Here is a 24,808-nt window from a genome sequence, read left to right on the forward strand (position 1 = left end):
AAGGCTCCTCAGGCTGGCGTTTGCTGCGGCAGGCCGACGATACGGCGATAGGTGCGGCCGAGCAGGGTGATCAGAGTACGGTGTTCCTCGTCGCTGAGATCGGGAAAGAAGTCCCGTGACTGCTTGACGACGACCGGGCGGATCCGGTCTGCAAGTTCCCGGCCCTTGCGGGTGATGAAAAGCCCCTGCGCGCGATTGTCCTCGTCATCGGCCCTGCGGGTGAGCAGGCCCTGTTCTTCCATCTGGTCAACGACGCGGACCATGGCGGAGCGATCCCGCATGACGAGTTGAGCAATCACGGAAGAGCGGATGCCGGGATGGCGGTCGACGAGCAGGAGCGTGGTGATCTTGCCCGTGCCCTTCGCCACTTCGAGACCGTCAAGCTTTTCATCGAGATCGCGGGAGACGGCCATGTTGAGCGAGCGGATATAATAGCTGAGGACGTTTTCGAGGACATCCAGCCCGACATGGGCGATCGCCTCCGGATCGGTACTTCGCTTGCTCTTGAGCTGAACCATGATCGAGACTCCGAGAAAGGCAATATCGTTTCGCTCCCGGCAGGCAATGCCCACCCGTCTGACGTATTCGCTAGTCGGTTTTGCTGTCGATGCGCCCTGTTTGCGAGGCGCTGGTCTGCGAAATTCCAGAGGTGGCCATCTGCCACCGGTACATTCGAAGCCCGCTGTGTGGTTCCGCCTGCAGGAGTTATTCAATTCCGATTAATGGACTTTTGCAACTATGATTTCATAAAACTGCCAAAAAATATCTCATCCACATATTTCGCTTAAATATAATGCAGGATGGAAGGTCGCCGGGGCTTTGGTGTCTGCGGCGATTGCATCGAGCCCGAAGTGCCGGTTTCCCAGCGGCTATGCGGCATGGCTCTTTTCGTTGAGCGCGTCGCGCAGGTCGCTGATTTCCTGCCTCAGCCGCTGTACCTCATCCGACGAGCATCCTGTTGCCGTAACGATATGGCCGGGAATGGCTTCCGCCTTGGCCTTCTGCGCGCGGCCCTGATCAGTCAGGCGGATGATCACCTGGCGTTCGTCATGCCGATTGCGTTCGCGACGGATATAGCCGGCGGCTTCGAGACGTTTCAGAATCGGGGTCAGCGTGCTTGATTCGAGAAACAGTTTTTCGCCGATACTGCCGACCGTCTGCTCATCTTCTTCCCAAAGCGTGACGAGGACCAGGAACTGCGGATAGGTTATGTCCAGCGCTTCAAGCAGTGGCTTATAGACGCGGTTCATCGCGTGGTTTGCCGTATAGAGGGCAAAGCACAGGAAGGTGTCGAGCTTCAGTTCGTGCTTCATGTCGGTCTCCTTGCCGTCCAGCCGAACGGCGCAGCCAATCGGTTTTCCGAAACGGGTCAACTTATATCGCGCGATAAATAATCGCCATGCAGGTTTTTGCATGGCTGCCATGCCGGATGACTGTTTGTAAGCGATTAAATCGCGCGCGATATAAATTGGGTGGCCAACGAGGCCGACACGATCAAGAAAGGGGACACGACAATGTCCAAGATCACTACTACCGTATCCGCCGCTGCCATCGCTGCAGCTTCCGCTATCATCACTCCGAGCCTGGCCATTGCCGGTGATGTCGTCCTGGAGCCGAAGACGCAGGCATTCATCAATTCGCTCGCCGGCGCACCGCCGATCTACACGCTGTCGCCGGCAGATGCCCGCAATGTTCTGGCCGGCGCCCAGAAGGGCGACGTAAAGAAGCTGGCCGCCGACGAAGAGAACAAGGTTCTCGCTATCGGTCCGACCGGCAAGACCAAGATCCGCATCGTCAAGCCTGCCGGCGCCAAGGGCACGCTGCCGGTCATCATCTATGTTCATGGTGGTGGCTGGGTCCTGGGTGATGCCGATACCCATGACCGTCTAGTCCGCGAAATCGCCAATGGCGCCCATGCCGCGGTCGTCTTCGTCGATTACGAACGGTCGCCGGAAGCCCGTTATCCCGTTGCCATCGAGCAGGTCTACGCGACCGCCAAATACGTGACCGAGCATCCGAAGGAATTCGGCGTCGATCCGAGCCGGCTTGCCGTGGTCGGCGACAGTGTCGGGGGCAATATGGCGGCAGCCTTCACGCTCCTCGCCAAACAGCGCGGCGGCCCGAAGATCGACCAGCAGGTTCTGTTCTACCCTGTCACGGATGCCAGCTTCGACACCGGTTCCTACAATCATTTCGCCAATGGCCCGTGGCTGACCAAAGAAGCGATGAAATGGTTCTGGAACGCCTATCTGCCGGACGAAGCCAAGCGCAAGGAACCGACGGCTTCGCCGCTTCAGGCCTCGATCGAACAGCTGAACGGCCTGCCGCCGGCACTGATCATCGTCGATGAAAACGACGTGCTGCGCGACGAGGGCGAAGCCTATGGCCGCAAGCTTTCCCAGGCAGGCGTCCGCGTAACCTCGCTTCGTTACAATGGTACGATCCATGACTTCGTGCTGCTGAACGCGATCTCCGAGACGCCTGCCGTACGCAGCGCCATCTCGGTCGCCAATGCCACGCTGCGTGATGCGCTGAAGAAGTAGCATTTTTCAAATGCAGGTCATTTGGCCGTCGAAGAGCGAAAGGGCTTTTCGACGGCCTTTCTGTTTTTACGGCTGCCAGACTTTCTATCGGGAGCTGAACGCTTCCTGCCGCATTTATAAGCTCGGCTTATGGCCGCATCCCGACTTTGCCATCTAATGATGATGAAACAGCAGGTTTATATCTCGCACCAGAACGCGGACTGAGCCGGTTTGCTCTTTACGGGTCGTCTCGGCCAGCGGGCTGGCAATCCTCGCCGTGTGGTTCATCAATCAGCGAAAATGCAAATTGGAAGGCGTGTATTATGGAAAAGCGTATACTCGGCAGGAATGGACTTGAGGTTTCGGCACTCGGGCTTGGCTGCATGGGCATGACCGGGGTTTATGGCAAGCCGGTCGACAAGTCCGAGATGATCAAGCTCATTCGCGACGCCTATGAGCTGGGCATTACCCATTTCGATACGGCCGAAGCCTATGGGCCGTTTGCCAACGAATTGCTGGTTGGCGAAGCGCTTCAGCCGATCCGCGACAAGGTGACGATCGCAACGAAATTCGGTTTCGACATCGATCAGGACACCGGCGAGCGGCGTGGCGGCACGAACAGCCGTCCCGACCATATCAAGGCCGTTGCCGATGCCGCGTTGAAGCGTCTTGGGACGGACCACATCGATCTCTTCTACCAGCATCGTGTCGATCGCAATGTGCCGATCGAGGATGTTGCCGGAGTCGTAAAGGACCTTATCGCAGCCGGCAAGGTGAAGCATTTCGGCATGTCCGAGGCCGGCATCGAGACAATTCGGCGTGCCCATGCAGTTCAGCCGGTTGCGGCCGTGCAGAGCGAATATTCGCTGTTCTGGCGTGAACCCGAGATGGAACTGCTGCCGTTGCTGGAAGAGCTGGGCATCGGTTTCGTGCCCTTCAGCCCGCTCGGCGCCGGCTTCCTGACCGGCCAGATCACCGCAGACACAACATTCGAGGCGGGCGACTTCCGCAATGTGGTGCCGCGCTTCTCGCCGGCGGCGCGCAAGGCCAATCTGGCTTTGGTCGATGTCGTCAAGGCCATTGCGGATCGCAAGGCCGCAACACCCGCAAAGGTCGCTCTGGCCTGGCTTCTGGCCCAAAAGCCATGGATCGTTCCGATTCCGGGAACGACGAAGCTGCATCGCCTCGAAGAGAATGCCGGCAGCACAAGCCTCGTTCTCACAGCCGAGGATCTCGCAGAGATCGATACGAAACTGTCGACGATCGAGGTTCAGGGCGAGCGGCTTCCCGAAGCCGTACTGAAAATGACGGGTCATTGATTGAAAGGGGAGCTGTCCGCTCGCTTATGCGGGCAGCTCCCTTTTGTCACTCTGTTTCCGATTGCCCTCAGTGCGTCGGGTAAAGCAGAATTGTCTGCTGACCATCGTTTAAGTCTTGCGGTGTCTGGCCTTGTCCAGCCAGTTTCGCGCGTTGGTGCTGATCCGGAGAGCGAGTGAATGCCGCAGGAGAATTTCAACGACTTGGTGGCGTTCATCACGGTCGCCAATGAAGGCAGTTTCACGAAGGCGGCGGCAAAGCTCGGAGTGTCGCAATCCGCGTTGAGCCAGACCGTGCGCAGCCTTGAGGAGCGCATCGGCATAAGGTTGCTGACCCGGACGACGCGAAGCGTTTCGCCGACGGTCGCCGGGGAACGGTTGTTGCAGACGGCGGGTCCCCGGTTTGAGGAGATCCAGAGCGAGCTTTCGGCGCTCAAGGAAATGCGCGATACGCCGGCCGGCAAAATCCGGATCACCGCCGGAGAGCATCCGGCCATTTCGGTCCTGGCGCCGGCCCTCGAAAAACTGCTTCCGACCTATCCCGATGTCGAGGTCGAGATCATCATCGACTATGGCCTGACGGATATTGTTGCCGAGCGTTATGATGCCGGCGTCCGGCTTGGCGAACAGGTGGCCGCCGACATGATCGCGGTGCGCATCAGCCCGGACATGCGTATGGCGGTGGTCGGTTCGCAATCCTATTTTCATCAGCATCCATGGCCCGAGACGCCGCAGGATCTGACCTCCCACAATTGCATCAACATCCGCTTCCCGACGCATGGCAATCTTTTCGCCTGGGAATTCGAGAAGGATGGCCGGGAGCTGCGTGTCCGTGTCGGCGGGCAGCTGACCTTCAACAATATCTCGATGCGGCTGGATGCCGCCCTGCGCGGGCTTGGCCTTGCCTATCTGCCGGAAGATCAGGTGAGCGATCTGATTGCTGCCGGCAAACTTATTCGGGTTCTGGAAGACTGGTGTCCCTATTTCCCGGGTTACCATCTCTATTATCCCAACCGGCGCCACGCCTCTCCGGCCTTCTCCCTGCTGGTCGACGCCCTGCGTCACCGCCAGTGAATTTCTAATCAACGAAATGTGATTAATAAGTCCAGCTAATCTCCCCTAGCGTAATTCGCCATCTAATTGCAGATCGGCATTTCCCTTAGATTTTCCATCGAGAGATCTACTCCAGATAGAAAACGGACATGCTGTTGCGACGATTTGCGATCCCACTTCTGCTGACCGCGCAGCTGCTGCCCGGCCTTGCCCTCGCTCAATCGGCGCCAAAATTCGATCCGATCACCATCCAGGCGCAGGGCAGTTTTGCCGTCGGCGGCACCGTGGCGCAGACACCGGGGCCTTATAATAACAACGCGCCGAGCGCCGAAGGGCAGAGCCTTCACGGTGATCATCTCTACGCTTTCTACCAGATCCCGCAGAACCCGAAGCTGCTGCCGATCGTCATGCTGCATGGCGCGTTCCAGTCGGCGCGAAGCTGGGAGACGACACCCGATGGCCGCGAGGGGTTCCAGACGATTTTCCTGCGCCGATCCTATCCGGTCTATCTCGTCGACCAGCCGCGCCGCGGTCGCGCCGGCAACAGCACGGTCGCAACGACGATCGAGCCGACGCCTTACGACCAGCTTTTCTTCGACCAGTTCCGCCTTGGCAAATGGCCGAATTATTTCCAGAACGTGCAATTCAATCGCGATCCGGCCGTGCTGGATCAGTTCCTTCGATCCGTGACGCCGAATACTGGTCCTTATGATGCCAATGTCATTTCGGATGCGATGTCGGCGCTCTTTGACAGGATCGGCTCAGGCATCCTCTTCACCCATTCGCAGGCCGGTGGCCCGGGTTGGTTGACCGCCATCAAGAACCCGAATGTGAAGGCTATCGTCGCGTTCGAACCCGGGAGCGGTTTCATCTTCCCCGAAGGCGAAGTACCGCCGCCGATGCCGAGCGCAGCCGGCACGCTGACCGCCGAACCGATCGCCGTCGCCGATTTCGAGAAGCTCGCAGGCATCCCCATCGTGCTTTATTACGGCGACAATTTTTCGACCGAGCCGACGAAGGAACGCGGCGAGGACAATTGGCGCGTTCGGCTGGCCATGGCCAGGCTCTGGGTGGATGCGGTCAACAGGCACGGCGGTGATGCCAGGCTCGTGCACCTGCCTGATATCGGCATAAGGGGCAACACCCATTTCCTGATGTCCGATCTCAACAACGTCCAGATCGCCGATGAGGTGTCGAAGTTTCTCGCCGAGAAGAAGCTCGATTGACCGGCCATCCGCAAAGGCCGCCAAGGGCCAGAGATCCTCATCTTTCCAGCAGAACAGAAGTGGAGTCCGGAATGAGCAGCGGGACTGTCAGAACGAAAAAGCGCAACAGGTTTGCCGCAGCAATCGGCGGAGCATTTGTTGCAGGCGCAGCGGTCATGCTCGCCGGATGGCAGGTGCAGGCCGAACCGAACCGGACGACATTCCCCAATCTCGACGAGCTGGTTCACTACACGACGGTCACCCGCGGCGAAGTGACGGAACACCTGCTGACCTCGCGGGCGGCTATCGAGGCGGTGAAGCGTGGGGAACCGGTGCCGCTCGACACCCATGTCGTGCTCGTCGACTACCGGGATGGCAAGGTTTTCCGCTATTTCGTGATGGAGAAGGGCGCCGGCTTCGGCCAGGATTATGACGAGGGCCGCAGAACCGGCGACTGGCAATTCCAGTGGTTCCAGCCGGACAAGACGTCGATCAACATGGCCGAAAACACGGCTCGCTGTCAGTCCTGCCATACGTCGCGGTCGGATCGCGACTTTCTCTATTCGTTCAACGAGATGCGAAGGTTCGAATTCGAATGAGCCGCATATGGTATTGTCGTGGGCTGCGTCGCGTGCCGGGGCTGGCAGCGTGAGCAATATCCTTCGCTTTCGCCTCCTGCTCGATTTCGCGGCGGTCGGGCTGTTCATTGCCTGCCTTGCCTATTGGTGGCTGGACAATCTCTCGCATGAGCTTTTCGGCACGTTTCTCTTTGCGCTGATCATCGTCCACAATGTCTTCAACAGGCGCTGGTATGGCAAGATCGTAAAGTCCGCTTTCGATCTGCCGCGCGTGATCAATGCGGTGATGATCATCTCGCTTGCGATCGGCATGATCATCATGCTGGCAACAAGCCTGATGATCTCGCGCGATCTGTTCAGGTTCACGGCCGTGGGCGGCGCCTTCGCCGTGCGGGAAATTCACATGTTCGCCGCCTATTGGGTCCTGGTGATCATGGCAGTGCATCTTGGCACGCGCTGGCAGGTGGTGATGAATGTCGCGCGCGGTTTTATCAGGATGAAACAGCCCAGTCGGCTGCGTTCGGTTTTCCTGCGGCTGATCGCGGTGGCAATCGCGGCCTGGGGCATCAAGAGTTCGTCGGACATGGCATTCGGCTCGAAGCTGATGCTGACCTATTCCCTCGACATGTGGGATTTCAACGAGTCGACGATCGGTTTCTTTCTGAACTACGGCTCGATCGTGGGGCTCTATGCGGTTCTGGCGCATTACGCCCTGATCGCACTTCGACGGATGCGCCGGAACACGCCGGTAGGGCGCTGAGCCTCGCGGGTCATAAAAGCACGTTTTCTGGAAAGTGCTGTCAGAAACGAAAAAGCCTGCCGCGGGAGGAGGTGCGGCAGGCTTTTCGAAATCCGAACAGCGACTGGGAGGAGGAGTGCCGCTGTTCCATCAGGCGACCCTTGGGAGGAGGAGTAGGGCGCCCGAACCACGAAGCTCTGTGGGAGGAGGTACATCGCTTCGTTGGATCCACTTATACAGAATTATCCGGCCCGAGTTAGCCGTCACTGCGCAGCTCAGCTATGCGCCTGGCGCATTGCGCATATTGTCGCAGGTCTAAAATGGGACCATTTGGCTCCGATTTGCCTATTCCTTGTTCAAATTCTGTCCAGCCTTGGACGTCGCTCATGGTCAGCAAGTCAGCTGAATACGCCTTTTTGCGACGGAGTAGCCTTTCGCGGCTGTCACAAACTGTCGGAAAACGGTCATTCAAAGTTCATTCCGGAGTTACCCAACTGTTATAATCGCCGCCTAAGACGAGCCTCCACCGGGCCTACCGGTACCTGTTTCCCGATAAATGGAGCTCCTCCAATGTTCACCATCTCGCGCCGTCATCTGTTGGGGGGAGCGGCTCTTGCACCGTTCGTCCTCAATACTCCGTTCGCCTTCGCAGCCGGTGAAAACCGCCCGGACTTCACGGTTGCTGTTGCGGCGCTTCCGGCGACGCTTGAGCCGGCACGCGAGCTTTCCAATGTCGGCACCCGCGTCACCTATTCGATCTTCGACACGCTGATCCGTCGCGACTTTCTCGGCACGCCGGATGGCGGTGGTTCGGAGCTGAAGCCGCATCTGGCGACGTCCTGGGAGCGCAAGAGCCCCAGTGAACTCATCGTTACCCTGCGCCAGGGCGTAAAATTCCACAATGGTGACGAGCTGACTTCGGAAGACGTCGCGTACACGTTCCGCGATGGCCGTCTGCGCGGCGACAAGGCCCAGATCCCCGGCGGCAAGCCCTATTTCAGCATTCTCGACAAGGTCGAGGCCGTCGACAAGTATACGGTCCGCTTCACCACCCGCGTTCCGGACGTCTTGCTCGAGCAGCGCCTGGCTTCCTGGTGCGCCTGGATCGTCAACAAGCGCGCCTATGAAGAAATGGGCTTTGAAGCCTATTCGCGCAAGCCGGTCGCAACCGGTCCCTACAAGGTCGTTTCGCATAACCAGAGCGATGCCACAGTTCTGGAAGCCTTCGACGACTATTTCATGGCCAAGCCGACCGCCAAGCGCGTCACCTTCCGCGCCGTTCCGGAACTTGCGGCCCGGGTTGCCGGTCTCGTCTCGGGCGAATTCGATCTGATCACCAACGTCCCGCCGGACCAGGAACAGGTTGTTGGTGGTTACCAGGATATCGAAGTTCGCTCGGTCGTTCTCGCCAACGCCCATGTTCTGGTTTTCGACAACCGCGATCCGGTTCTCGCCGACAAGCGTATCCGTCAGGCACTGTCCGCCGCGATCGACCGCCAGAAGCTCGTTGATGCGCTGTGGCTCGGTGAAGCCAAGGTTCCGGCCGATCACAACTATCCGGAATACGGCAAGATGTTCGTCGAAGGCCGCAAGCTGCCTTACGATCCGGAAAAGTCCAAGGCGCTTCTGAAAGAGGCCGGTTATAACGGCCAGAAGATCACCTATCGCACCCAGGCAGGTTATTACACCAATGCCGTCGAAGCCGCCCAGATCATGATCGAGATGTGGAAGGCCGTCGGCATCAATGCCGAGCTGCAGGTCGTCGAGACCTCGGCGCAGATGCGTGCTGCCGGTGCGCAGATTTCCAACTGGTCGAACTCGACCCGTCTTCCCGATCCGCTCGGCGGCATCTGGGTTGCCTGGGGTCCGGCCGGCGAAATGCAGACGACCGGCATCTGGAGTGCCGATTCCGCCAAGGGCTTCAACGAAGCCGGCCGCGCGCTCGAAGCCGAGACGGATCCTGCCAAGCGCAAGGACCTGTTCGTCAAGATGCTCGACCAGTGGGATGATGAAGTTCCCGGCACCATCCTCTACCAGCCGTCCGAAGCCTACGCGATCAAGCGCTCGATTGCATGGCGGCCGACCACTTTCTATTTCATGGACCTGCGCCCGGACAACCTGCGCTTCCCGCAGTCCTGAGATCGAACGAACCGCGATCCCTGTGATCGCTGAAAGATTTGCCGCCGGGATGCCTTGTGTTTTCCGGCGGTCTTTTCACATGTTTTGACCGAATGCTCATGGAGTGCCCGATGCGCCACAAGATGGTTGTCACCGTTATCTGCGACGGAAACCGCCCGGATTTCGTTTCCGACGCAACGACGCCGGAAATGGCATCCCTGAAGCGCGCCGGAACCTGGTTCGACAGCCATCGCGGCATCTTTCCTTCCGCAACCCGCGCTTCGTCCGCATCGATCGCAACCGGCAGCACGCCGCTCTCACACGGTCTTCGCGGCAATTCCGTCGCGCTGCCGATCCCCGGCGGCCACGAGTTTCATGACGCGGGCAAGCCGGAATTCTTCGACACGTATCGCCGGCATTTCGGCCGCATGCTGATGCGGCCGGCACTTGCGGAACGCGTGGCGAGCCTGAACGGCGCCGTCATCTGCTCCAACGTGTCGCCGGGTGCTGCCTATTTCCATGACAGCTATGGTCATGCGCACATGTTTCATCGCGAGCTTTGCTACGGTCCGGGCCGCGTTCCCACAGGCGAAACGATCGTCGCGCCGCCCGGTGCCGAAGGCGATGCCGTCATGACCGAGCGTTTTCTCGTCGCACTCGACGAGATCCGGCCGTCCGCGGCCACGCTCTGGCTTTCCGACCCCGATAAGTCCATGCATGCGGCGCCGCTCGGCAGCGATGTGCATCTGGAAGCCCTGGCGGGCGCCGACAGGATGGTTGGCCGCGTCGCCCGTATGGTCGATCGCCTGCGTGACGAGGGGCATGACGTTCTTTTCCTGATCGGTTCCGACCACGGGCATGAGGCGGTGACCGAGGTCATCCCGGTCGAGCGGCGGCTGTTCCAGGCAGGTTTCAAGAAGGAGCTCGACAGCCCGGATGTCATCGTCGCGCCGCAGGGTGGCTCGGCCTTCATTCATTTCGGCGGAGACGCGCTTTCGCGTCGCGCCGAGGCTGCGAGCTGGCTCGGCGAACAGTCCTGGGTCGGACAGGTCTTCATGGGCGAGGATCTCGCAAGGCTTGGTCAGATCCCGGCGGACGATGTCATCGCCATCGATATGGCGAAGACAGAGGGCACCAATATCAACGGCGTTCCGGGCCTCTCGGCCATGGCCGTGCGTTTTTCCGAGACGGAGGACGACATTCGCCAGCATTGCGGCGTGCATGGTGGATGCGGGGCGTTCGAAACGCGGCCGACGCTGATGGCGGTCGGATCCGGCTTCGCTGCGGGCCATGTGGTGACCGGGCTTTCCTCGATCACCGATATCGCACCGACCGCCTTGCGCCATCTCGACCTTCCGGTCGAAAATGTCGACGGGCGTCCGCTGCAAGAACGCTGACCGGGAGCCGAAACACCGGCTTCCTGCCTCTTATTGCACCTCGTTGACGTAGCGGTGGTTGGCCGTCGTCGCGCGATGCGAGGCGATGAGAACCGGTACGGCCAGCTGGTCATAGGCCACTTCGTCGATCGTCAGCACCGCGGCCGGCAAGGCGAGTTCGAGCCAGCGGTTGTCGAGATCGTTGGCGAGGTCGGCACCGATCTGCTCGCGGATCGCGGAAATGCGGATGCCGTAATTGTCGAGCAGATGGAGATAGAAAAGGGCGGGAATATCCTCCGCCTTTTCCGGAAAGTTCGGCACGCGCTCGGCCGAAATCGCCAAAGTCTCGTGCATGATCGGGCGATCATCGACGGTTCTGACGCGGTGGAAGCTGATGATCGGCGCGCCGGCCTCGATCTGCAGTTTTGCCGCATCTGCTTCAGAGGCCGGACCGCGGATGAGGGACGTCACTGTCGTCACCGACTTGCTGAGCGAGCCATCCAGCCCGTGCAGACGAAAATATTGGAAGAAGAGCCGGAGGCTGTGCTGCGGCTTGCGGCCGGTGACGACCGTCCCGGTTTTGCGGCGCCTCGCCAGCAGGCCTTCGTTGGTCAGATCCATCAGCGCCCGCCGGATAGTGCCGACTGCGACGCCATAAGTCTGCGACAATGCCACCTCACTGGGCAGGACCGCACCTGGCTCCAGCTTGCCAAGCATGATCGCCTCAGTGATCTGCCGTTTGACCACTTCGTAAAGAGGCAAAGAAAGCTCGTTCAACTTGATGGCAGATGATGAATTATTGGGCAATTCGGGCAAAGATTTGCCTCTTCTTTGGAGTTGACTCACGATGTCGATCTACGCAGTATTACTATATAGTTTATATTAAACCTCAAGTACGGCACCCCGGCAATGAGTATCGAGGACACTGCAATGTCTGAGCAGCGGCCTGCACGCCAGCAGGAAACTCTGTCATCTGCCATGACAGCGATTGAACGCGATGTCGAGGTCGCTGTCGATGATCTTGCGAGGATGATTGCGGTCGATACCTCCTTCCCGCCGGGAGAGGGGTATGACGCCTTTGCCGACCTGATGCAGGATCTGCTTGATCCGATGGGTTTTGATTGCGCCCGCGTCACCGTGCCGGAAGAACTCTGGAAGGTCGAAGGTGGCCCGGCTTCCGGCGCCCGCACCAATCTCGTCGCCTCCCGCGAAACCGGCAAGCCGGTTCTCGGCCTCTATTATCATGTCGATACAGTCCCAGTCGCGCCCGGCTGGCAGCGCGATCCGCTGAAACTCACCGTCGAGGGCGACGAACTCTACGGTCTCGGCGCTGCCGACATGAAGGGCACGATCGCCGCGACCCTTCTGGCGCTGCGGGCCGCGAAAGAGGCGGGTGTCGAGCTTGCCTATGATCCGATGCTGCTTCTGTGCACGGACGAAGAGGGTGGCCTTTATCCCGGCATTCGTTATCTCGCCGAACAGGGCATGCTGAAGGGCCATATTCTCAATTTCAACGGCTCGGCGGCACCGCGTGTTTGGGCCGGCTGTTTCGGCATTTTCAACCTGCAACTGACGATCCGCGGCCATGCCGTGCATGCCGGCGAGGGCAACCGCACCGGCGCCGGCATCAACGCGATCGAAGGCGCGCTGCCGGTCATGAACGCGCTGATGGGCCTGAAGCCGGTCGTTGCCGCCCGCGCCTCAGCGCTTGCCCCGCCGCCGCATGCGACCGGCCCGCTACGCCCGCAACTGACGATCGCCGCAGTCGAGGGCGGCACGGCAGGCGGTCAGGTTCCGGCCGAAGTAAAAATCCTTGTCAGTCGCCGTTATGCGCCGGAAGAAAGCTACGATGAGGCCCGCGCCGAGATCGAGGCCGTTATCGAGAAGGCCGTTGCCGAAACGCCGGGCCTCGGGCTTGGCATCGATCTTGTCGGCCATCTGATCCCGACCGCGGATCCGGACGGCCCGCATTGGCCGCGCTGGCAGAAGGCACTGTCGGTCGGCTTTGGCTACAAGCCGGAAGACTTTCACAAATGGGGCGCGGCGAGCTGTTCGGATTTCGGTTACGTCCAGAAGGCCGGCTTTACCCAGGAAGTCCTGCTGAGCGGCCTCGGCCGGCCGGAAAGCTGCATCCACAGCCCGGAAGAACACACTACGAAGAAAGACATCGTCGCGCTCGCCAAGAGCATCCTTTCCTATCTGGCGGCTGATTTCGCCGCCGACCTCATTCCAGAAACGCGTCCATAACCTGAAGGGGACCACGCATGCTTGAAATGAAACGACGCTTTTTCCTGGCCGGCACTGCTGCGATCCTCGCCGCTCCGGCCATGACGCCCGCCTTCGCTGCTGCTCCGACCAAGGGCGGCACGCTGCGCGTCTCGATCGACCAGGCCGTCAGCGTCATCCATCCGCTGCTCACCCGCGTCAACCCGGAATACCTGGTCAGCGAACTGCTCTACAGTAACCTGACCCGCCTCAAGGTCGACATGTCGGTCGAGGCCGATCTGGCTGAAAGCTGGACTGCCAATGCCGAGCTGACCGAATGGACCTTCAAGCTCCGTTCGGGCGTGAAATTTCATGACGGTTCCGCCTTCTCGGCCGATGATGTCGTCGCCACGATCAAGGCGATCCTCGATCCGGCAAACGCTTCGCCGGGCCGCAACAATATCGGCCCGATCGCGTCGGTTTCAGCCGTCGATCCGCAGACTGTCAGCTTCAAGCTGTCCGGCCCCTATGCCGACCTTCCGGTCGCACTCGCTTACACCAATGCCCGCATCATCCCGGCCGCAATCGCCACCGGCGATTTCAAGAGCCTGGCCACCAAGGCTGTCGGCACCGGTCCGTTCATGCTGAAATCCTACGAGCCGGATCGTCTGATCGTCGTCGAGCGCAACCCGGCCTATTACGATCCGGCGCGCCCCTATCTCGATCGTATCGAAATCCGCGTCTTCCCGGATCTGTCGGCCGAAGGGTCTTCGCTGATCTCCGGCGATACCGACATCATGTCGACCGTCCAGCCGACCGAATTCCTGCGTCTGAAGGATTCGGATGGCGTCGACACGCTGCGCGTTGCCTCCGGCCAGTTCTGCAACATCAACTTCGGCTGCGACACGGCACCCTTCAACGATGCCCGCGTCCGTCGCGCTCTTGCCCTGACGGTCGATCGTCAGGCCATGGTCGATTTTGTGACCGAAGGTTTCGGCACGCCGGGCAATGACACACCGCTCAACCCGTCCTACCAGTTCTTCAAGCCGGTCGCGACGCGTGAGCAGAACATTGCCGAAGCCAAGAAGCTCTTGGCAGAAGCTGGTCATCCGAATGGTTTTGAAGCAACCCTGATCGCTTCCGACCGTCCGTCGGTGCGCGGCCAGCTGGCCATCGCCATCCGCGAAATGGCCAAGGAAGCCGGCATCACCATCAACGTGCAGACGATGCCGCATGCGACCTATCTCGATCAGGTCTGGAAGAAAGGCTCGTTCTACGTCGGCTTCTACAACATGCAGCCGACCCCGGACGGCATCTTCAAGCTGCTCTACACGTCCGACGCCTCGTGGAACGAAACCCGTTGGAACAACAAGGCTTTCGACGCCCTCGTCGCCGAAGCCCGCGGCACGACCGACAAGGACAAGCGTACCGACCTCTACACCAAGGCGCAGGCCCTGATGAACGAGGAAGTGCCGTCGATCATCCCGGCCTTCTTCGACGTGCTTGCCGCCAAGCGCAGCTGGGTTCAGGGCTTTGAAGCCCATCCGCGTGCCTCCGTCTTCCGCCTCGACTACGTCTCGCTGACCGACAAGGCGCCGAAGCGCGGCTGATCATGATCCTCCGGACGCGGTATCCGCCGCGTCCGGCTCTCTCTTGACCAAGGAACACTCGTGTCCCCGAATTACCTGCTCAAACGATTGCTGATGATCTTCTACACGCTGTTCGTCGTGTCGCTGATCGTCTTTGCGATCACGCAAGTCCTGCCGGCCGATGCCGCCGTGATGATGCTTGGCGAACATGCCACGCCCGAAGCGCTCGATGCGCTGCGCCAGACGATGGGCCTCAATGCGCCTGTCTGGGTGCAATACGGCCACTGGCTCTGGGCTCTCCTGCAGGGTGATTTCGGCACCTCGCTGCGCACCGGCCAGCCGATCGGCCCTGCCATGTTCAGCGCGCTCGGGCGTTCCCTGTTGCTCGCCTTCCTGTCGATCGGTCTGATGCTGATCCTGGCGATCCCGCTCGGCATTATCGCCGCCATCCGCCGCGGCAAGGTCGCGGATATCGTTGTCAGCCTCATCTCCTATCTCGGCGTCGCCCTGCCGGAATTCGTCACCGCCACGGTCGCCGTCCTTCTTCTGGCCGACTGGCTGAAATGGCTGCCGCCGACCGGTTACGTCTCGCCCACCGAGGACTTTTTCGGCGCGATCGCCCATCTCATCCTGCCGGTCTGCGTCATCTCCGTCATTCTCATTGCCCACGTCTCGCGCATGGTGCGCTCCGAACTGGTGGACGTGCTGCATACCGATTACATCCGCGCCGCCCGGCTGAAGGGCATGTCGCGCGGCACGGTGCTGCGCCGGCACGCACTGCGCAATGCGCTCCTGCCAACGATCACCATCGTCGCGCTCGATGTCGGTTATCTGCTCGGTGGCGTCATCGTCGTTGAAGAAATCTTTGCCATTCCGGGAATCGGCCGCGAGCTGATCGTCGCCATTCAGGCCCGTGACCTGCCGGTCATCCAGGCCGGCGTGCTGATCATGGCCGCCACCTATTCCATCGTCAATTTCATCGCCGACATGCTCTACGCGGTGCTCGACAAGAGAATCCAGTATGATTGAGTTCTTGAAACGTCTCCTGCGCACGCCGCAGGGCGCCATCGGCCTCTTCGTGGTCGTGCTGGTTTTGCTGATCGTCATCTTCGGACCGATGCTCGCCCCCAACGATCCGGAAAAGATGGCGCCGCTCGCACGCTACAAGGCACCGAGCCTCACCTATCTGCTCGGTACCGATCAATATGGCCGCGACATTTTCAGCCGCCTGCTGATTGGCGCCCGCGCCACCGTCGTCATGGCGGTGCTGGCGACCATTATCGGAACGCTGGTCGGCGCGCTGATCGGCACGACCTCTGCCTTCTTGGGTGGCCGCGCCGACGAGTTCATCATGCGCACCGTCGATGCCGTGATGTCGATCCCGAGCCTTCTTTTCGCGCTTCTCGTCGTCAACCTGCTCGGTTCCAGCACGGTCAACGCGCTGGTGGCAGTCGCGATCGCCTTTGCGCCCGGCATGGCCCGCATCACACGAAGCGTGGCGCTTTCCGTGCGCAAGCAGGATTATGTTAACGCGGCCATGGCCCGTGGTGAAAGCTCGGCGTTCATCATCCGCCGCGAAATGCTGCCGAATGTCGTGGCGCCTATTATCGTCGAGATGACCATCCGCATCTCCTTCGCGATCATGCTATTCGCGACGCTCTCCTTCCTTGGTCTCGGCGCCCAGCCGCCAGCCGCCGAATGGGGCCTGATGGTTTCGGAAGCGCGCCGCTACATGCACCTTTCCGCCGGCATCCTGATCTGGCCGAGCGTTGCGATCGCCATTGCCTCGATCGGCTTCAATCTGCTCGGCGACGGGCTGCGCGATGCGCTCAACCCACGCACATGAGGCAGGCACGATGACCAGTACTCCAGAAATGCCCGTCCTCGACATCAAGAACTACAGCCTCGATTACGAGACGGCGAATGGCACATTCCATGCGCTGAAAGGGATCAATCTGTCGATCTCGCGCGGCGAGATCCTCGGCCTTGTGGGCGAATCCGGCTCGGGCAAGACCTCGCTTGCCTGGTCGATCATGCGGTATCTGTCGAAGAACGCCCGTGAGACGAGTGGTGAGATCCTGCTCGGCGCTAAAAACCTGCTGACCATGTCGGATGCCGAAGTCGAGGCGATGCGCGGCCAGCGGATCAGTATGGTGTTCCAGGATCCGAGCACTTCGCTCAACCCGACGCTGTCGCTCGGCACCCAGCTTTCCGAAGTTCTGGTGCGCCATCGCGGCTTGACCCGTAAGCAGGCCTGGGCCGAAGGCGAGGCGATGCTTGCCCATGTTGGGCTGAAAACGCCGGCGGACATGATGCGGCGTATGCCGCATGAGGCTTCGGGCGGCGAAAAGCAGCGCGTCGTCATCGCATCCGCCTTCGCCTGCAATCCCGAATGTATCATCTTCGATGAGCCGACCACCGCGCTCGACGTCATCACCTCGCGCCAGATTCTTGACCTTTTCGTCGAGCTGCAGGCCGAGACGGGCGTTGCCTCGCTCTATATCTCGCATGACCTGGCGCTGGTTTCGCGCACCGCAAGCCGGGTGGCCGTCATCCGCCGCGGCGAGATTGTCGAACAGGGTCCAGTCCAGGACATCTTCGCCAATCCGCGTGAAGCTTACACGCGGGAACTTTGTGCCGCAGTTCCCAATCCCTCGCGCCGACTGGTCGCCGACGGCGTCACCAAGACCGAAGGCGAGCCGCTGGTGCGGGTCGAGAACGTCAGCGTCCATTACGGTCGCAAGCCGCTTCTCGCCTCGCTGACCGGCAAGGCGTTTACGCGGGTGAAGGGTAACAATGCCGTGACGCTCAGCGTCAACGAAGGCGAGATCCTCGGTATTGTCGGCGAATCCGGCTCGGGAAAATCGACGCTCGCCAAGGCGATGACCGGTCTCAACCCGTTCGAGGGCAAGATCTGGTTCGACGGCCGCCCGATCACTGGGCTCTCGGACATGGACACGGCCTATCGCAAGGATGTGCAGATCATCTTCCAGCATCCGGACGCCTCGCTCAACCCGCGTCACAAGATCGGCGAAATCCTGTCGCGGCCGCTGAAACTCTATGGCGATGGCAGCAATATCGCCCAGCAGGTCGGCGACATGCTGGAAAAAGTGCGTCTGCCGCGCACCCATGCGGACCGTTATCCGCATCAGCTTTCCGGTGGTGAGAAGCAGCGCGTGGCGATCGCCCGTGCCTTTGCCTCCAAGCCGCGGCTGGTCATCTGCGACGAGATCACTTCGGCGCTCGACGTGTCCGTGCAGGCCTCGATCGTCGAATTGCTGCTCGATCTGCAGAAGGCCGGCAACACGGCCTATCTGTTCATCACCCATGATCTCAACCTGATCCGTCAAATCGCCCATCGGATCGCCGTCATGTATCGCGGCGACCTGATCGAGATCGCCCCGGCCACCGAGATCGATAGCCCGGAACGCGCCGACTATACCCGCCGCCTTATCGCAGCCGTGCCTCTTCCGGCCGGTTCGCAAGTTTGATTTTGAGCATAGGAGCATGACAATGGACCCGAAGTCCCTGGTGGATCGGATCGACGAAAAGGCCTGCCTCGATTTCCTGTCGAAAATGGTGCAGCACAAGAGCCATTCGGAAACCGAAGGCGAGAAGGATCTCGCCCGCTGGATGGCCAAGGAGCTGGAAAAGATCGGCGTCGAAGCTGAGCTTCAGGCTTTTGACGAAGGCCGTCGCTTCAACACGATCGGTCGCCTCAAGGGGCAGGGCGGCGGAAAAAGTCTGCTGTTCAACGGCCATCTCGACACCAACCCGGTCACTGAAGGCTGGACGGTCGATCCTTATGCCGGTCTGGTCGATGACAAGTTCATCTACGGTATCGGCGTTTCCAACATGAAGGCGGGCGACGCGGCCTATTTCTGCGCCGTCAAGACGCTGCTCGATGCCGGTGTCAAGCTGAAGGGCGATGTCGTGCTGACCTTCGTCGTCGGCGAGCTTCAGGGCGGCGTCGGTACGCTGGCGGCCATCCGCAGCGGCGTCAAGGCTGATTATTTCATCAACAGCGAGCCGAGCGATCTCGTTGCAGTCACCATGCATGCCGCAGCTCTCAGCTACGTCATCGAACTGACCGGCGATACCCGCCACCTTTCGAAGCGCGAAGAGTCGGTCGATGCCATCGCAGCCGCCTGCGATATCATCCCGCGCATCAACGCGATGACGTTCAGCGGCGCCCGGAGCGATGTTCATCGCTCGATCAACCGCGGCCATGTTGGCGTCGTGCATGGTGCACTTGGCCGTGACCTTGCCGAATGGCGTCCGCCGCAGGTGGCCGATTTCGTTCGTCTCAAGGGTTCCTGCCGTTATGCGCCGGGCCAGACGCAGGAAGGCGTGCTTGCCGATCTCGACAAGGAACTGCGTGCTCTCGAAGGCCGCTTCCCCGGTCTCAAGGCCAAGCTCGTTCCCGAACAGATCGAGGGCCGTCCGCTGATGCCGCCCTTCGAGGTTTCGCCGGAGAGCCGCATCGTCAAGTCGATCAACGCCGCCTATGAAGCCGTTCGCGGCGAAAAGCAGCCGACCGGCGCGATCACGCCGACCCGTTTCTACGGCACGGATGCCGGCCATCTTTACCATGAGCTTGGCATGGAAGGCATCGTCTGCGGTCCGGGCGGCCGTTACAACACCATGCCGGACGAACGCGTCGACATCGTCGATTTCCTCGACATGATCCGCGTCTACATGCTGACCATTCTCGACATCTGCGAAGTGGCCTGATCATGTTTGCGGAGGCGGAATACCAGCGGCGGACGGCTTTGGCGCGGGCGGCGATGGATGCCGCCTCCGTCGATCTTCTCCTGATCGACAGCGGTGAGCTGCTCGCCTGGGCGACAGGTTACACCGTGTCGGAAACCATGTATCGCGCGGCCTTTTTGCCGCGCGAGGGAGAAGCCTGGTTCACGTTGCGGGCGCTCGACGAAGCCCCTTGCCGCGAAAAGAGCTGGATCTCCGACGTCATCGGTTTCAGGGATACGGAGGATGCCGTGGCGGCTGTCGCCGCGAGCATCACCGCGCATGGTTTCGGCAAGGCGCGTATCGGTCTCGATACGCGTTCCTACAGCATGAATGCCGATACGTTCATGCGCCTGACAGTGCTTTTGCCTGAGGCGCATCTGGTGCCGATGCCCGGTCTTAGCGACAGTCTTCGCTGGGTGAAATCGCAAGCCGAGATCGCTGTGCTGCAGCAGGCAGCTGGGGTCGCCGACAAGGCGATGCTCGCGATTGCGCAGCAGGCCAGGCCGGGTATGACGACGCGTGATGCGGCTGCAATCGCATCCGGTGTCTTCCTGCGGGAAGGGGCCGATACCGGCGAGGTCGGTCCCGTCGTCAAGGCGTCCGGTAGCCATGAATTCCTGCATGGCGTCTTCAAGACCGAGACGATCGGCGAGGGCGATATCCTGCATGTCGAGCTCATCCCGCGCGTCGGCAATTATGGTGCGCGGATGATGCGCCCGGTCATGGTCGGAACGCCGTCGGCAGAGCTTTCCGCAACGGCCGAAGCGCTGGTCGCGCTGCAGGACCGGCAGATCGCCGCTATGAAGCCCGGCGCTATTGCCCGCGATGTCGATGCGATCATGCGGCTGGGCGCACTCGATGCGGGCCTAAGGCCGGATTATGAGAATGTCACCGCCTATACGCTCGGCCTCTATACCCGCACGCCGCGCACCAGCGATTTTTCCGGCGTCTTCCTGCCGACATCGGACTGGCCGCTGGAGGAGGGGATGGTGTTCCATCTCTACACGACGGCTCAGGGGTTGGGTTTCAGCGAAACCGTTGTTGTCGGTGCAGACCGTGGCATTCGCTTGACGCAGAGCCCGCGCAAAATTCTGACCTCGATCGAGGCCTAACGCTTAGGTCTTGATTCTGGAGAAAACATGTGTGGTTTTCTCCAGAATTAAGCAGCACTGGCTTGCGCCGCCCATGGGCCTGCCGATAGCTATCTCCATCCGACCTTGTCGATGAGGATAGCATGAGCGACATCACCCAAGCCTATTTTATGCCGGGCACCTGCTTTTTCGACCTGGCGCCTGCCGGTGGTGGCGAGCCTTACCGCATCTTCCTGCATATCCCGTCTGAAGCGCCGCCCAAGGAAGGCTGGCCGCTTTTGGTCCTGACGGATGGCAATGCGACCTTTCCCTTCGCGTCCGCCTGCCTTGTTACGCAGGCGCCTTATCCAAGGGGGACGAATGTCGGCTGGGGCGTGATTGCGGCGGTCGGTTATCCGACGGATTCGCCTTACGATGCCTTTCGGCGCGCATGGGATCTCGGGCCGCCGCCGATCAAGAGCTATCCGCCCTATTTCGAAGGTGGTCCGCCCGTGAGGATCGGTGGAACCGGCGAGCTGCTCGATTTCATCGAGAAGGAGCTTTTCCCGAAGATCGCTGAAATGGTCGCGATCGATCCGGCGCGGCGAACCCTGTGCGGCCATTCCTTCGGCGGGCTTTTTACCCTCTACGCCTTCTTCGATCGTCCGGATCTCTTCGCCAACTGGGTTGCAGCGAGCCCCTCGATCTTCTGGGAAGGCAGCGAAATCCTCAATAACGAGGCGAACCGGAAGATGGCGGCACCCGGCGCAGCACCCTTCCTGCATCTCTCTGCCGGCGAGCACGAAGGTGATGAGCTGGCACCGTTCCAGCACCAGAATGAGGATGCCGCCAAGCGCCTGGAGAACAACAGGACGGAGCGGACCATATCCCTCGCTCAGGAAATGGTGGAGCGCCTGGACGGGTCCGCTGACGGCATCAGGGCTGAGTTCGAGCTCTTCCCGGGCGAGACTCACATGTCGGTTCTGGCTGCCGTGGTGAACCGTGCGGTTGCGATTGCCTTTGCCGTAAACCGATGAACGCAGACGGAAAATGATCTTTTGTGGATCGCTTCCGCCCGGCCGGTTTTCACTACTACAAATAACTTGACTATTTTACTCATGGTTGACTAACTGCCTTCATGCGGTGGCTGTCTAGGGGAGGCCATCGATCGTTTGATGCAGTCTGGTAGGGGATGAAAATATGACGGTGGATCGACGCAGGGGGATGCGTGTTTCGGCAAGGCATCTTGTCGCAAGCAGCGCCTTGGCAACGGTTTTTATGGCGATGACGGGTATTGGCTGGGCGCAGGATGCGACCAGCGATAATGGCACCCAGCTGGAAACCATCGTCCTGCAGGGCAAATCGGATCGCGCCGTCGGCCCCGATTCGACCATCGTCGCCAAGGACACGACGGTCGGCAGCAAGACGGATACGCCCGTCGTCGATCTTCCGGCTTCCGTTTCTGTCATCACCCAGAAGGAACTCGAGACGCGTCACGTTGACAGCCTGCAACAGGCCGTCGCCTATACGTCGAGCGTTCTGACCGACGAATTCGGCAATGATGACCGTTACGACTATATCCGCATCCGCGGCTTCGACCAGACGACGCTCGGCATCTATCGCGATGGCCTGACTCAGCGTATCCCCGCCTTCTTCACCGCAAGCCGTCTTGAGCCTTATGGCCTGCAGCGAGTCGAAGTGCTGAAGGGGTCGACATCAACCCTGTTCGGCCTGAACGGTCCCGGCGGTCTCGTCAACTCGATCACCAAGCGGCCACAGGACCAGAAGTTCGGCGAGGTCTATACGTCCTATGGTGACGGCACCAAGGAAGTCGGCGTCGATTTCGGCGGCCCGATCGATCCCGACGGCGTCTGGAGCTACCGCTTTACGGCGCTCGGCAAGAATGGCGATCAGGGGTGGGATTATTCCAATGACGACCGTATCTATGTCGCGCCGGCCCTGACGATCAGCCCCGATGACGGCACGTCGCTGACCATTCTTACCGACTACTACAAGCGCGATGGAACGGGTGCCCGCGGTTTCCCGACCGGCGCCAATCTCGATATCGATACCTTCCTCGGCGAGCCGGATTTCAACCGCTTCAACACCAAGCAGGGCGATATCGGCTTTCAGTTCGAGCATGAGTTCAACGAGAACCTGACCTTCCGCTCGAATGCCCGTTATTCGCATGTCAGCCTCGACTATGCGGAAGTTTATGGCGCGTCGCTCGATCCGACCGCGGACCGTACGGCATTTTCCGTCGACGGCAGCTCCAACCGCTACATGATCGACAACCAGCTGCAATATGATGCGAGCTGGGGCGGCGTTGAAAGCAAAACGCTTCTGGGCGTCGATTACGCCAACGACAATACCCGCGAAACCATCCTCTTCGGCACCGCGGGTCCGATCGATATCAACAATCCCACCTATTGCGGTCTCTCCTGCATCACGCTTGGTCCCTATGTGGATTGGCGGGTGCGGCAGCAGGCGCTTGGCATCTATGGCCAGGAACAGCTGACCTTTGACGACCGCTGGATCGTCACGTTCGGCGGACGCTGGGACCATGTCAATACGAAAGCCGATTACCTCGACACCGGAACGCAGGACGACAATACCGAAACGGCATTCACCAAGCGTATCGGCGTAACCTACAAGTTCACGCCCAATTTCGCAGCTTATGCCAACTATTCGGAAAGCTTCCAGCCGCTGGTGACGCCGACCGGTAATGGTTACGCTCTCTCCGACTCACTGAAGCCGCAGAAGGGTGAGCAATACGAAGTCGGCCTGAAGTATCGGCCGGACGGCTTTGACGGCCTGTTCACGCTTGCCTATTTCGACCTGACCCAGACCAATGTTCCGACCTATGTCAGTCCGATCCTGCAGAAGCAGATTGGCAAGGTCGGCGTGCGCGGTATCGAGTTCGAAGGCAAGGCGGCGATTGCCGACAATCTCAACCTGACGCTTGCCTATTCCTACTGGGATGGCGAGATCAAGGAAGACGGAACCGGTGGCAATGTCGGCAACCGGCCGCAGCGCGTTCCCCGCCATCTCGCCTCCGCCTGGCTCGACTACACGATCCCCGGTGGCGACAAGATCGGTGACCTGACGCTTGGCGGTGGTGTCCGTTACATCGGCCAGAGTTTTGGCGATGATGCGAACACCGTTTCGCTCGGCGGTTACGCAACGGTCGATGCGGCGGTGAGCTACAAGGTCACCGAGGACGTGACGCTTGCCGTCAACGCCACGAACCTGTTCGACCGGAAATATGTTGCCACCAACTATTACGGCACGGAATATTACGGCGACCGCCGCAAGGTTGTCGGCACTCTGAAATATTCCTGGTAAGTTTTTGAAAACTCGTGCCAATGGCGCGGAAAAATCCACACGCATGATCCCATGCGGGTGGCATATTGCATGGGAGCCTTGGCCGCCTTTTCGGTAGGCCTTCCGCTCCGACAATAGGGACATGACGTGGCCAAACTTCAGCCGGCGCCGGGGGCGCCAGACATGACGGAAACCTTTCGCGTCGAGAAAATCGGCATGTCGATCGGCGATAGTGAAATTCTCTCCGATGTCAGCCTGGAGTTTCCGGCCGGCGAGGTTGTGGCCCTGGTCGGCCATAATGGTTCCGGCAAGTCCAGCCTGTTGAAACTGCTCGCGCGTCAGGCCACGCCTTCGGCGGGCTCGATCTCCTATGGCGGTCAGGACCTGCGCCATTACGACGACCGGACCTTTGCCCGCTCGGTCGCCTATCTGCCCCAGGACGTCAACAGCGGCTCCGACATGACGATCCGCGAACTTGTCGCCTGTGGCCGTTATCCCTGGCATGGTGCGCTCGGCCGCTTTTCGAAGACGGATCAGGAAAAGGTCGATGAGGCGCTGCGGGCGACCCATATCGAGCGTTTTGCCGACCGGTTCGTCGGTACCCTATCGGGCGGCGAAAGGCAGCGGGCCTGGATTGCCATGCTGGTTGCCCAAGACGCGCGTTGCCTTCTGCTCGACGAGCCGACCGCAGCGCTCGATGTCGCCCATCAGATCGAAGTTCTGTCGCTGGTGCGCCGGCTTGCCCATGAAGGCGGGCGCAGCGTCATCATCGTGCTGCATGACATCAACATGGCGGCGCGGTTCTGCGATCGTATCCACGCCCTCAAAGGTGGCCGGGTCGTTGCCAGCGGTGCCCCGGCGCAAGTCCTTTCGGCAAAGACGCTTCATGACATCTACGGGATCGACATGAACGTCATTTCCGGCCCCGACTTGCCGCATCCAATTGCCTATGTCTGCTGAG

General features: G+C 60.4%; 21 protein-coding genes. 18 read left to right on the top strand and 3 right to left on the bottom strand.

Annotation, left to right across the window (positions count from 1 at the left end; all coding sequences use genetic code 11):
- Nucleotides 1-8: 8 nt before the first annotated feature.
- Together FHW37_RS00745 and FHW37_RS00750 are read right to left on the bottom strand one after the other, a co-directional pair.
- Nucleotides 9-518, bottom strand: coding sequence for a MarR family winged helix-turn-helix transcriptional regulator (locus FHW37_RS00745; protein WP_145631307.1), 510 nt, complete (start codon nt 516-518; stop codon nt 9-11).
- A gap of 351 nt (nt 519-869) precedes the next feature.
- Complete coding sequence (locus FHW37_RS00750; protein ID WP_145631309.1) at nt 870-1,313, bottom strand: MarR family winged helix-turn-helix transcriptional regulator; 444 nt, start codon at nt 1,311-1,313, stop codon at nt 870-872.
- Nucleotides 1,314-1,514: 201 nt separating this feature from the next.
- Between FHW37_RS00750 and FHW37_RS00755 the strand changes: the two genes are divergently transcribed.
- The 8 genes from FHW37_RS00755 to FHW37_RS00795 all read left to right on the top strand — a co-directional run bounded on the left by FHW37_RS00755 (nt 1,515) and on the right by FHW37_RS00795 (nt 10,928).
- Nucleotides 1,515-2,543: an alpha/beta hydrolase gene (locus FHW37_RS00755; RefSeq protein ID WP_145631311.1), complete on the top strand. Its 1,029-nt coding sequence runs from the start codon at nt 1,515-1,517 to the stop codon at nt 2,541-2,543.
- A 302-nt stretch (nt 2,544-2,845) separates the two neighbouring features.
- Nucleotides 2,846-3,841 (top strand): aldo/keto reductase, encoded by a 996-nt coding sequence (locus tag FHW37_RS00760; RefSeq protein ID WP_145631313.1) that lies wholly within the window; start codon nt 2,846-2,848, stop codon nt 3,839-3,841.
- A 177-nt stretch (nt 3,842-4,018) separates the two neighbouring features.
- On the top strand, nt 4,019-4,912 hold the full coding sequence (locus tag FHW37_RS00765) for a LysR family transcriptional regulator (protein ID WP_145631316.1): 894 nt from the start codon (nt 4,019-4,021) through the stop codon (nt 4,910-4,912).
- A 128-nt stretch (nt 4,913-5,040) separates the two neighbouring features.
- The gene (locus tag FHW37_RS00770) at nt 5,041-6,117 is read left to right on the top strand and encodes an alpha/beta hydrolase (RefSeq protein WP_145631318.1); all 1,077 of its coding nucleotides are present in this window, start codon (nt 5,041-5,043) and stop codon (nt 6,115-6,117) included.
- A 155-nt stretch (nt 6,118-6,272) separates the two neighbouring features.
- Nucleotides 6,273-6,695, top strand: a complete 423-nt coding sequence (locus tag FHW37_RS00775; RefSeq protein ID WP_246690674.1) for a cytochrome P460 family protein — start codon at nt 6,273-6,275, stop codon at nt 6,693-6,695.
- 49 nt (nt 6,696-6,744) lie between these two features.
- Complete coding sequence (locus FHW37_RS00780; RefSeq protein ID WP_145631322.1) at nt 6,745-7,434, top strand: DUF4405 domain-containing protein; 690 nt, start codon at nt 6,745-6,747, stop codon at nt 7,432-7,434.
- Between the two features lie 549 nt (nt 7,435-7,983).
- On the top strand, nt 7,984-9,552 hold the full coding sequence (locus tag FHW37_RS00790; protein ID WP_145631328.1) for an ABC transporter substrate-binding protein: 1,569 nt from the start codon (nt 7,984-7,986) through the stop codon (nt 9,550-9,552).
- A gap of 110 nt (nt 9,553-9,662) precedes the next feature.
- Complete coding sequence (locus FHW37_RS00795) at nt 9,663-10,928, top strand: alkaline phosphatase family protein (RefSeq protein WP_186458100.1); 1,266 nt, start codon at nt 9,663-9,665, stop codon at nt 10,926-10,928.
- A 30-nt stretch (nt 10,929-10,958) separates the two neighbouring features.
- Here the strand turns inward: FHW37_RS00795 and FHW37_RS00800 are convergent, their stop codons facing one another.
- Nucleotides 10,959-11,723, bottom strand: a complete 765-nt coding sequence (locus FHW37_RS00800; RefSeq protein WP_145631333.1) for a GntR family transcriptional regulator — start codon at nt 11,721-11,723, stop codon at nt 10,959-10,961.
- Nucleotides 11,724-11,885: 162 nt separating this feature from the next.
- On the opposite strand from FHW37_RS00800, the gene FHW37_RS00805 reads away from it, so the two are divergent.
- From FHW37_RS00805 to FHW37_RS00850, 10 genes are all read left to right on the top strand, one after another.
- The gene (locus tag FHW37_RS00805) at nt 11,886-13,154 is read left to right on the top strand and encodes a M20 family metallopeptidase (RefSeq protein WP_246690623.1); all 1,269 of its coding nucleotides are present in this window, start codon (nt 11,886-11,888) and stop codon (nt 13,152-13,154) included.
- A gap of 17 nt (nt 13,155-13,171) precedes the next feature.
- Nucleotides 13,172-14,722, top strand: a complete 1,551-nt coding sequence (locus FHW37_RS00810; protein ID WP_145631339.1) for an ABC transporter substrate-binding protein — start codon at nt 13,172-13,174, stop codon at nt 14,720-14,722.
- A 60-nt stretch (nt 14,723-14,782) separates the two neighbouring features.
- Entirely contained in the window at nt 14,783-15,730 is a 948-nt protein-coding gene (locus FHW37_RS00815) for an ABC transporter permease (RefSeq protein WP_145631342.1), read from the top strand.
- Nucleotides 15,723-16,547, top strand: coding sequence for an ABC transporter permease (locus FHW37_RS00820; protein ID WP_145631345.1), 825 nt, complete (start codon nt 15,723-15,725; stop codon nt 16,545-16,547). The genes FHW37_RS00815 and FHW37_RS00820 overlap by 8 nt, the downstream gene beginning before the upstream one ends.
- A 10-nt stretch (nt 16,548-16,557) precedes the next feature.
- Nucleotides 16,558-18,192 carry a dipeptide ABC transporter ATP-binding protein gene (locus FHW37_RS00825; RefSeq protein WP_145631348.1) on the top strand — a complete coding sequence of 545 codons (1,635 nt, stop codon included), beginning with the start codon at nt 16,558-16,560 and terminating at the stop codon, nt 18,190-18,192.
- Between the two features lie 22 nt (nt 18,193-18,214).
- Nucleotides 18,215-19,435 (top strand): M20 family metallopeptidase, encoded by a 1,221-nt coding sequence (locus FHW37_RS00830; RefSeq protein WP_145631351.1) that lies wholly within the window; start codon nt 18,215-18,217, stop codon nt 19,433-19,435.
- Nucleotides 19,436-19,437: 2 nt separating this feature from the next.
- Nucleotides 19,438-20,565 carry a M24 family metallopeptidase gene (locus FHW37_RS00835; protein WP_145631354.1) on the top strand — a complete coding sequence of 376 codons (1,128 nt, stop codon included), beginning with the start codon at nt 19,438-19,440 and terminating at the stop codon, nt 20,563-20,565.
- A 122-nt stretch (nt 20,566-20,687) separates the two neighbouring features.
- Nucleotides 20,688-21,560 (top strand): alpha/beta hydrolase, encoded by an 873-nt coding sequence (locus tag FHW37_RS00840; protein ID WP_145631357.1) that lies wholly within the window; start codon nt 20,688-20,690, stop codon nt 21,558-21,560.
- A 163-nt stretch (nt 21,561-21,723) separates the two neighbouring features.
- Nucleotides 21,724-23,868 carry a TonB-dependent siderophore receptor gene (locus FHW37_RS00845; protein ID WP_145631360.1) on the top strand — a complete coding sequence of 715 codons (2,145 nt, stop codon included), beginning with the start codon at nt 21,724-21,726 and terminating at the stop codon, nt 23,866-23,868.
- 162 nt (nt 23,869-24,030) lie between these two features.
- Nucleotides 24,031-24,807 carry an ABC transporter ATP-binding protein gene (locus FHW37_RS00850; protein WP_145631363.1) on the top strand — a complete coding sequence of 259 codons (777 nt, stop codon included), beginning with the start codon at nt 24,031-24,033 and terminating at the stop codon, nt 24,805-24,807.
- Nucleotide 24,808: the final 1 nt, after the last annotated feature.

The organism is Neorhizobium alkalisoli (assembly GCF_007829835.1).
Lineage (GTDB): Bacteria > Pseudomonadota > Alphaproteobacteria > Rhizobiales > Rhizobiaceae > Neorhizobium.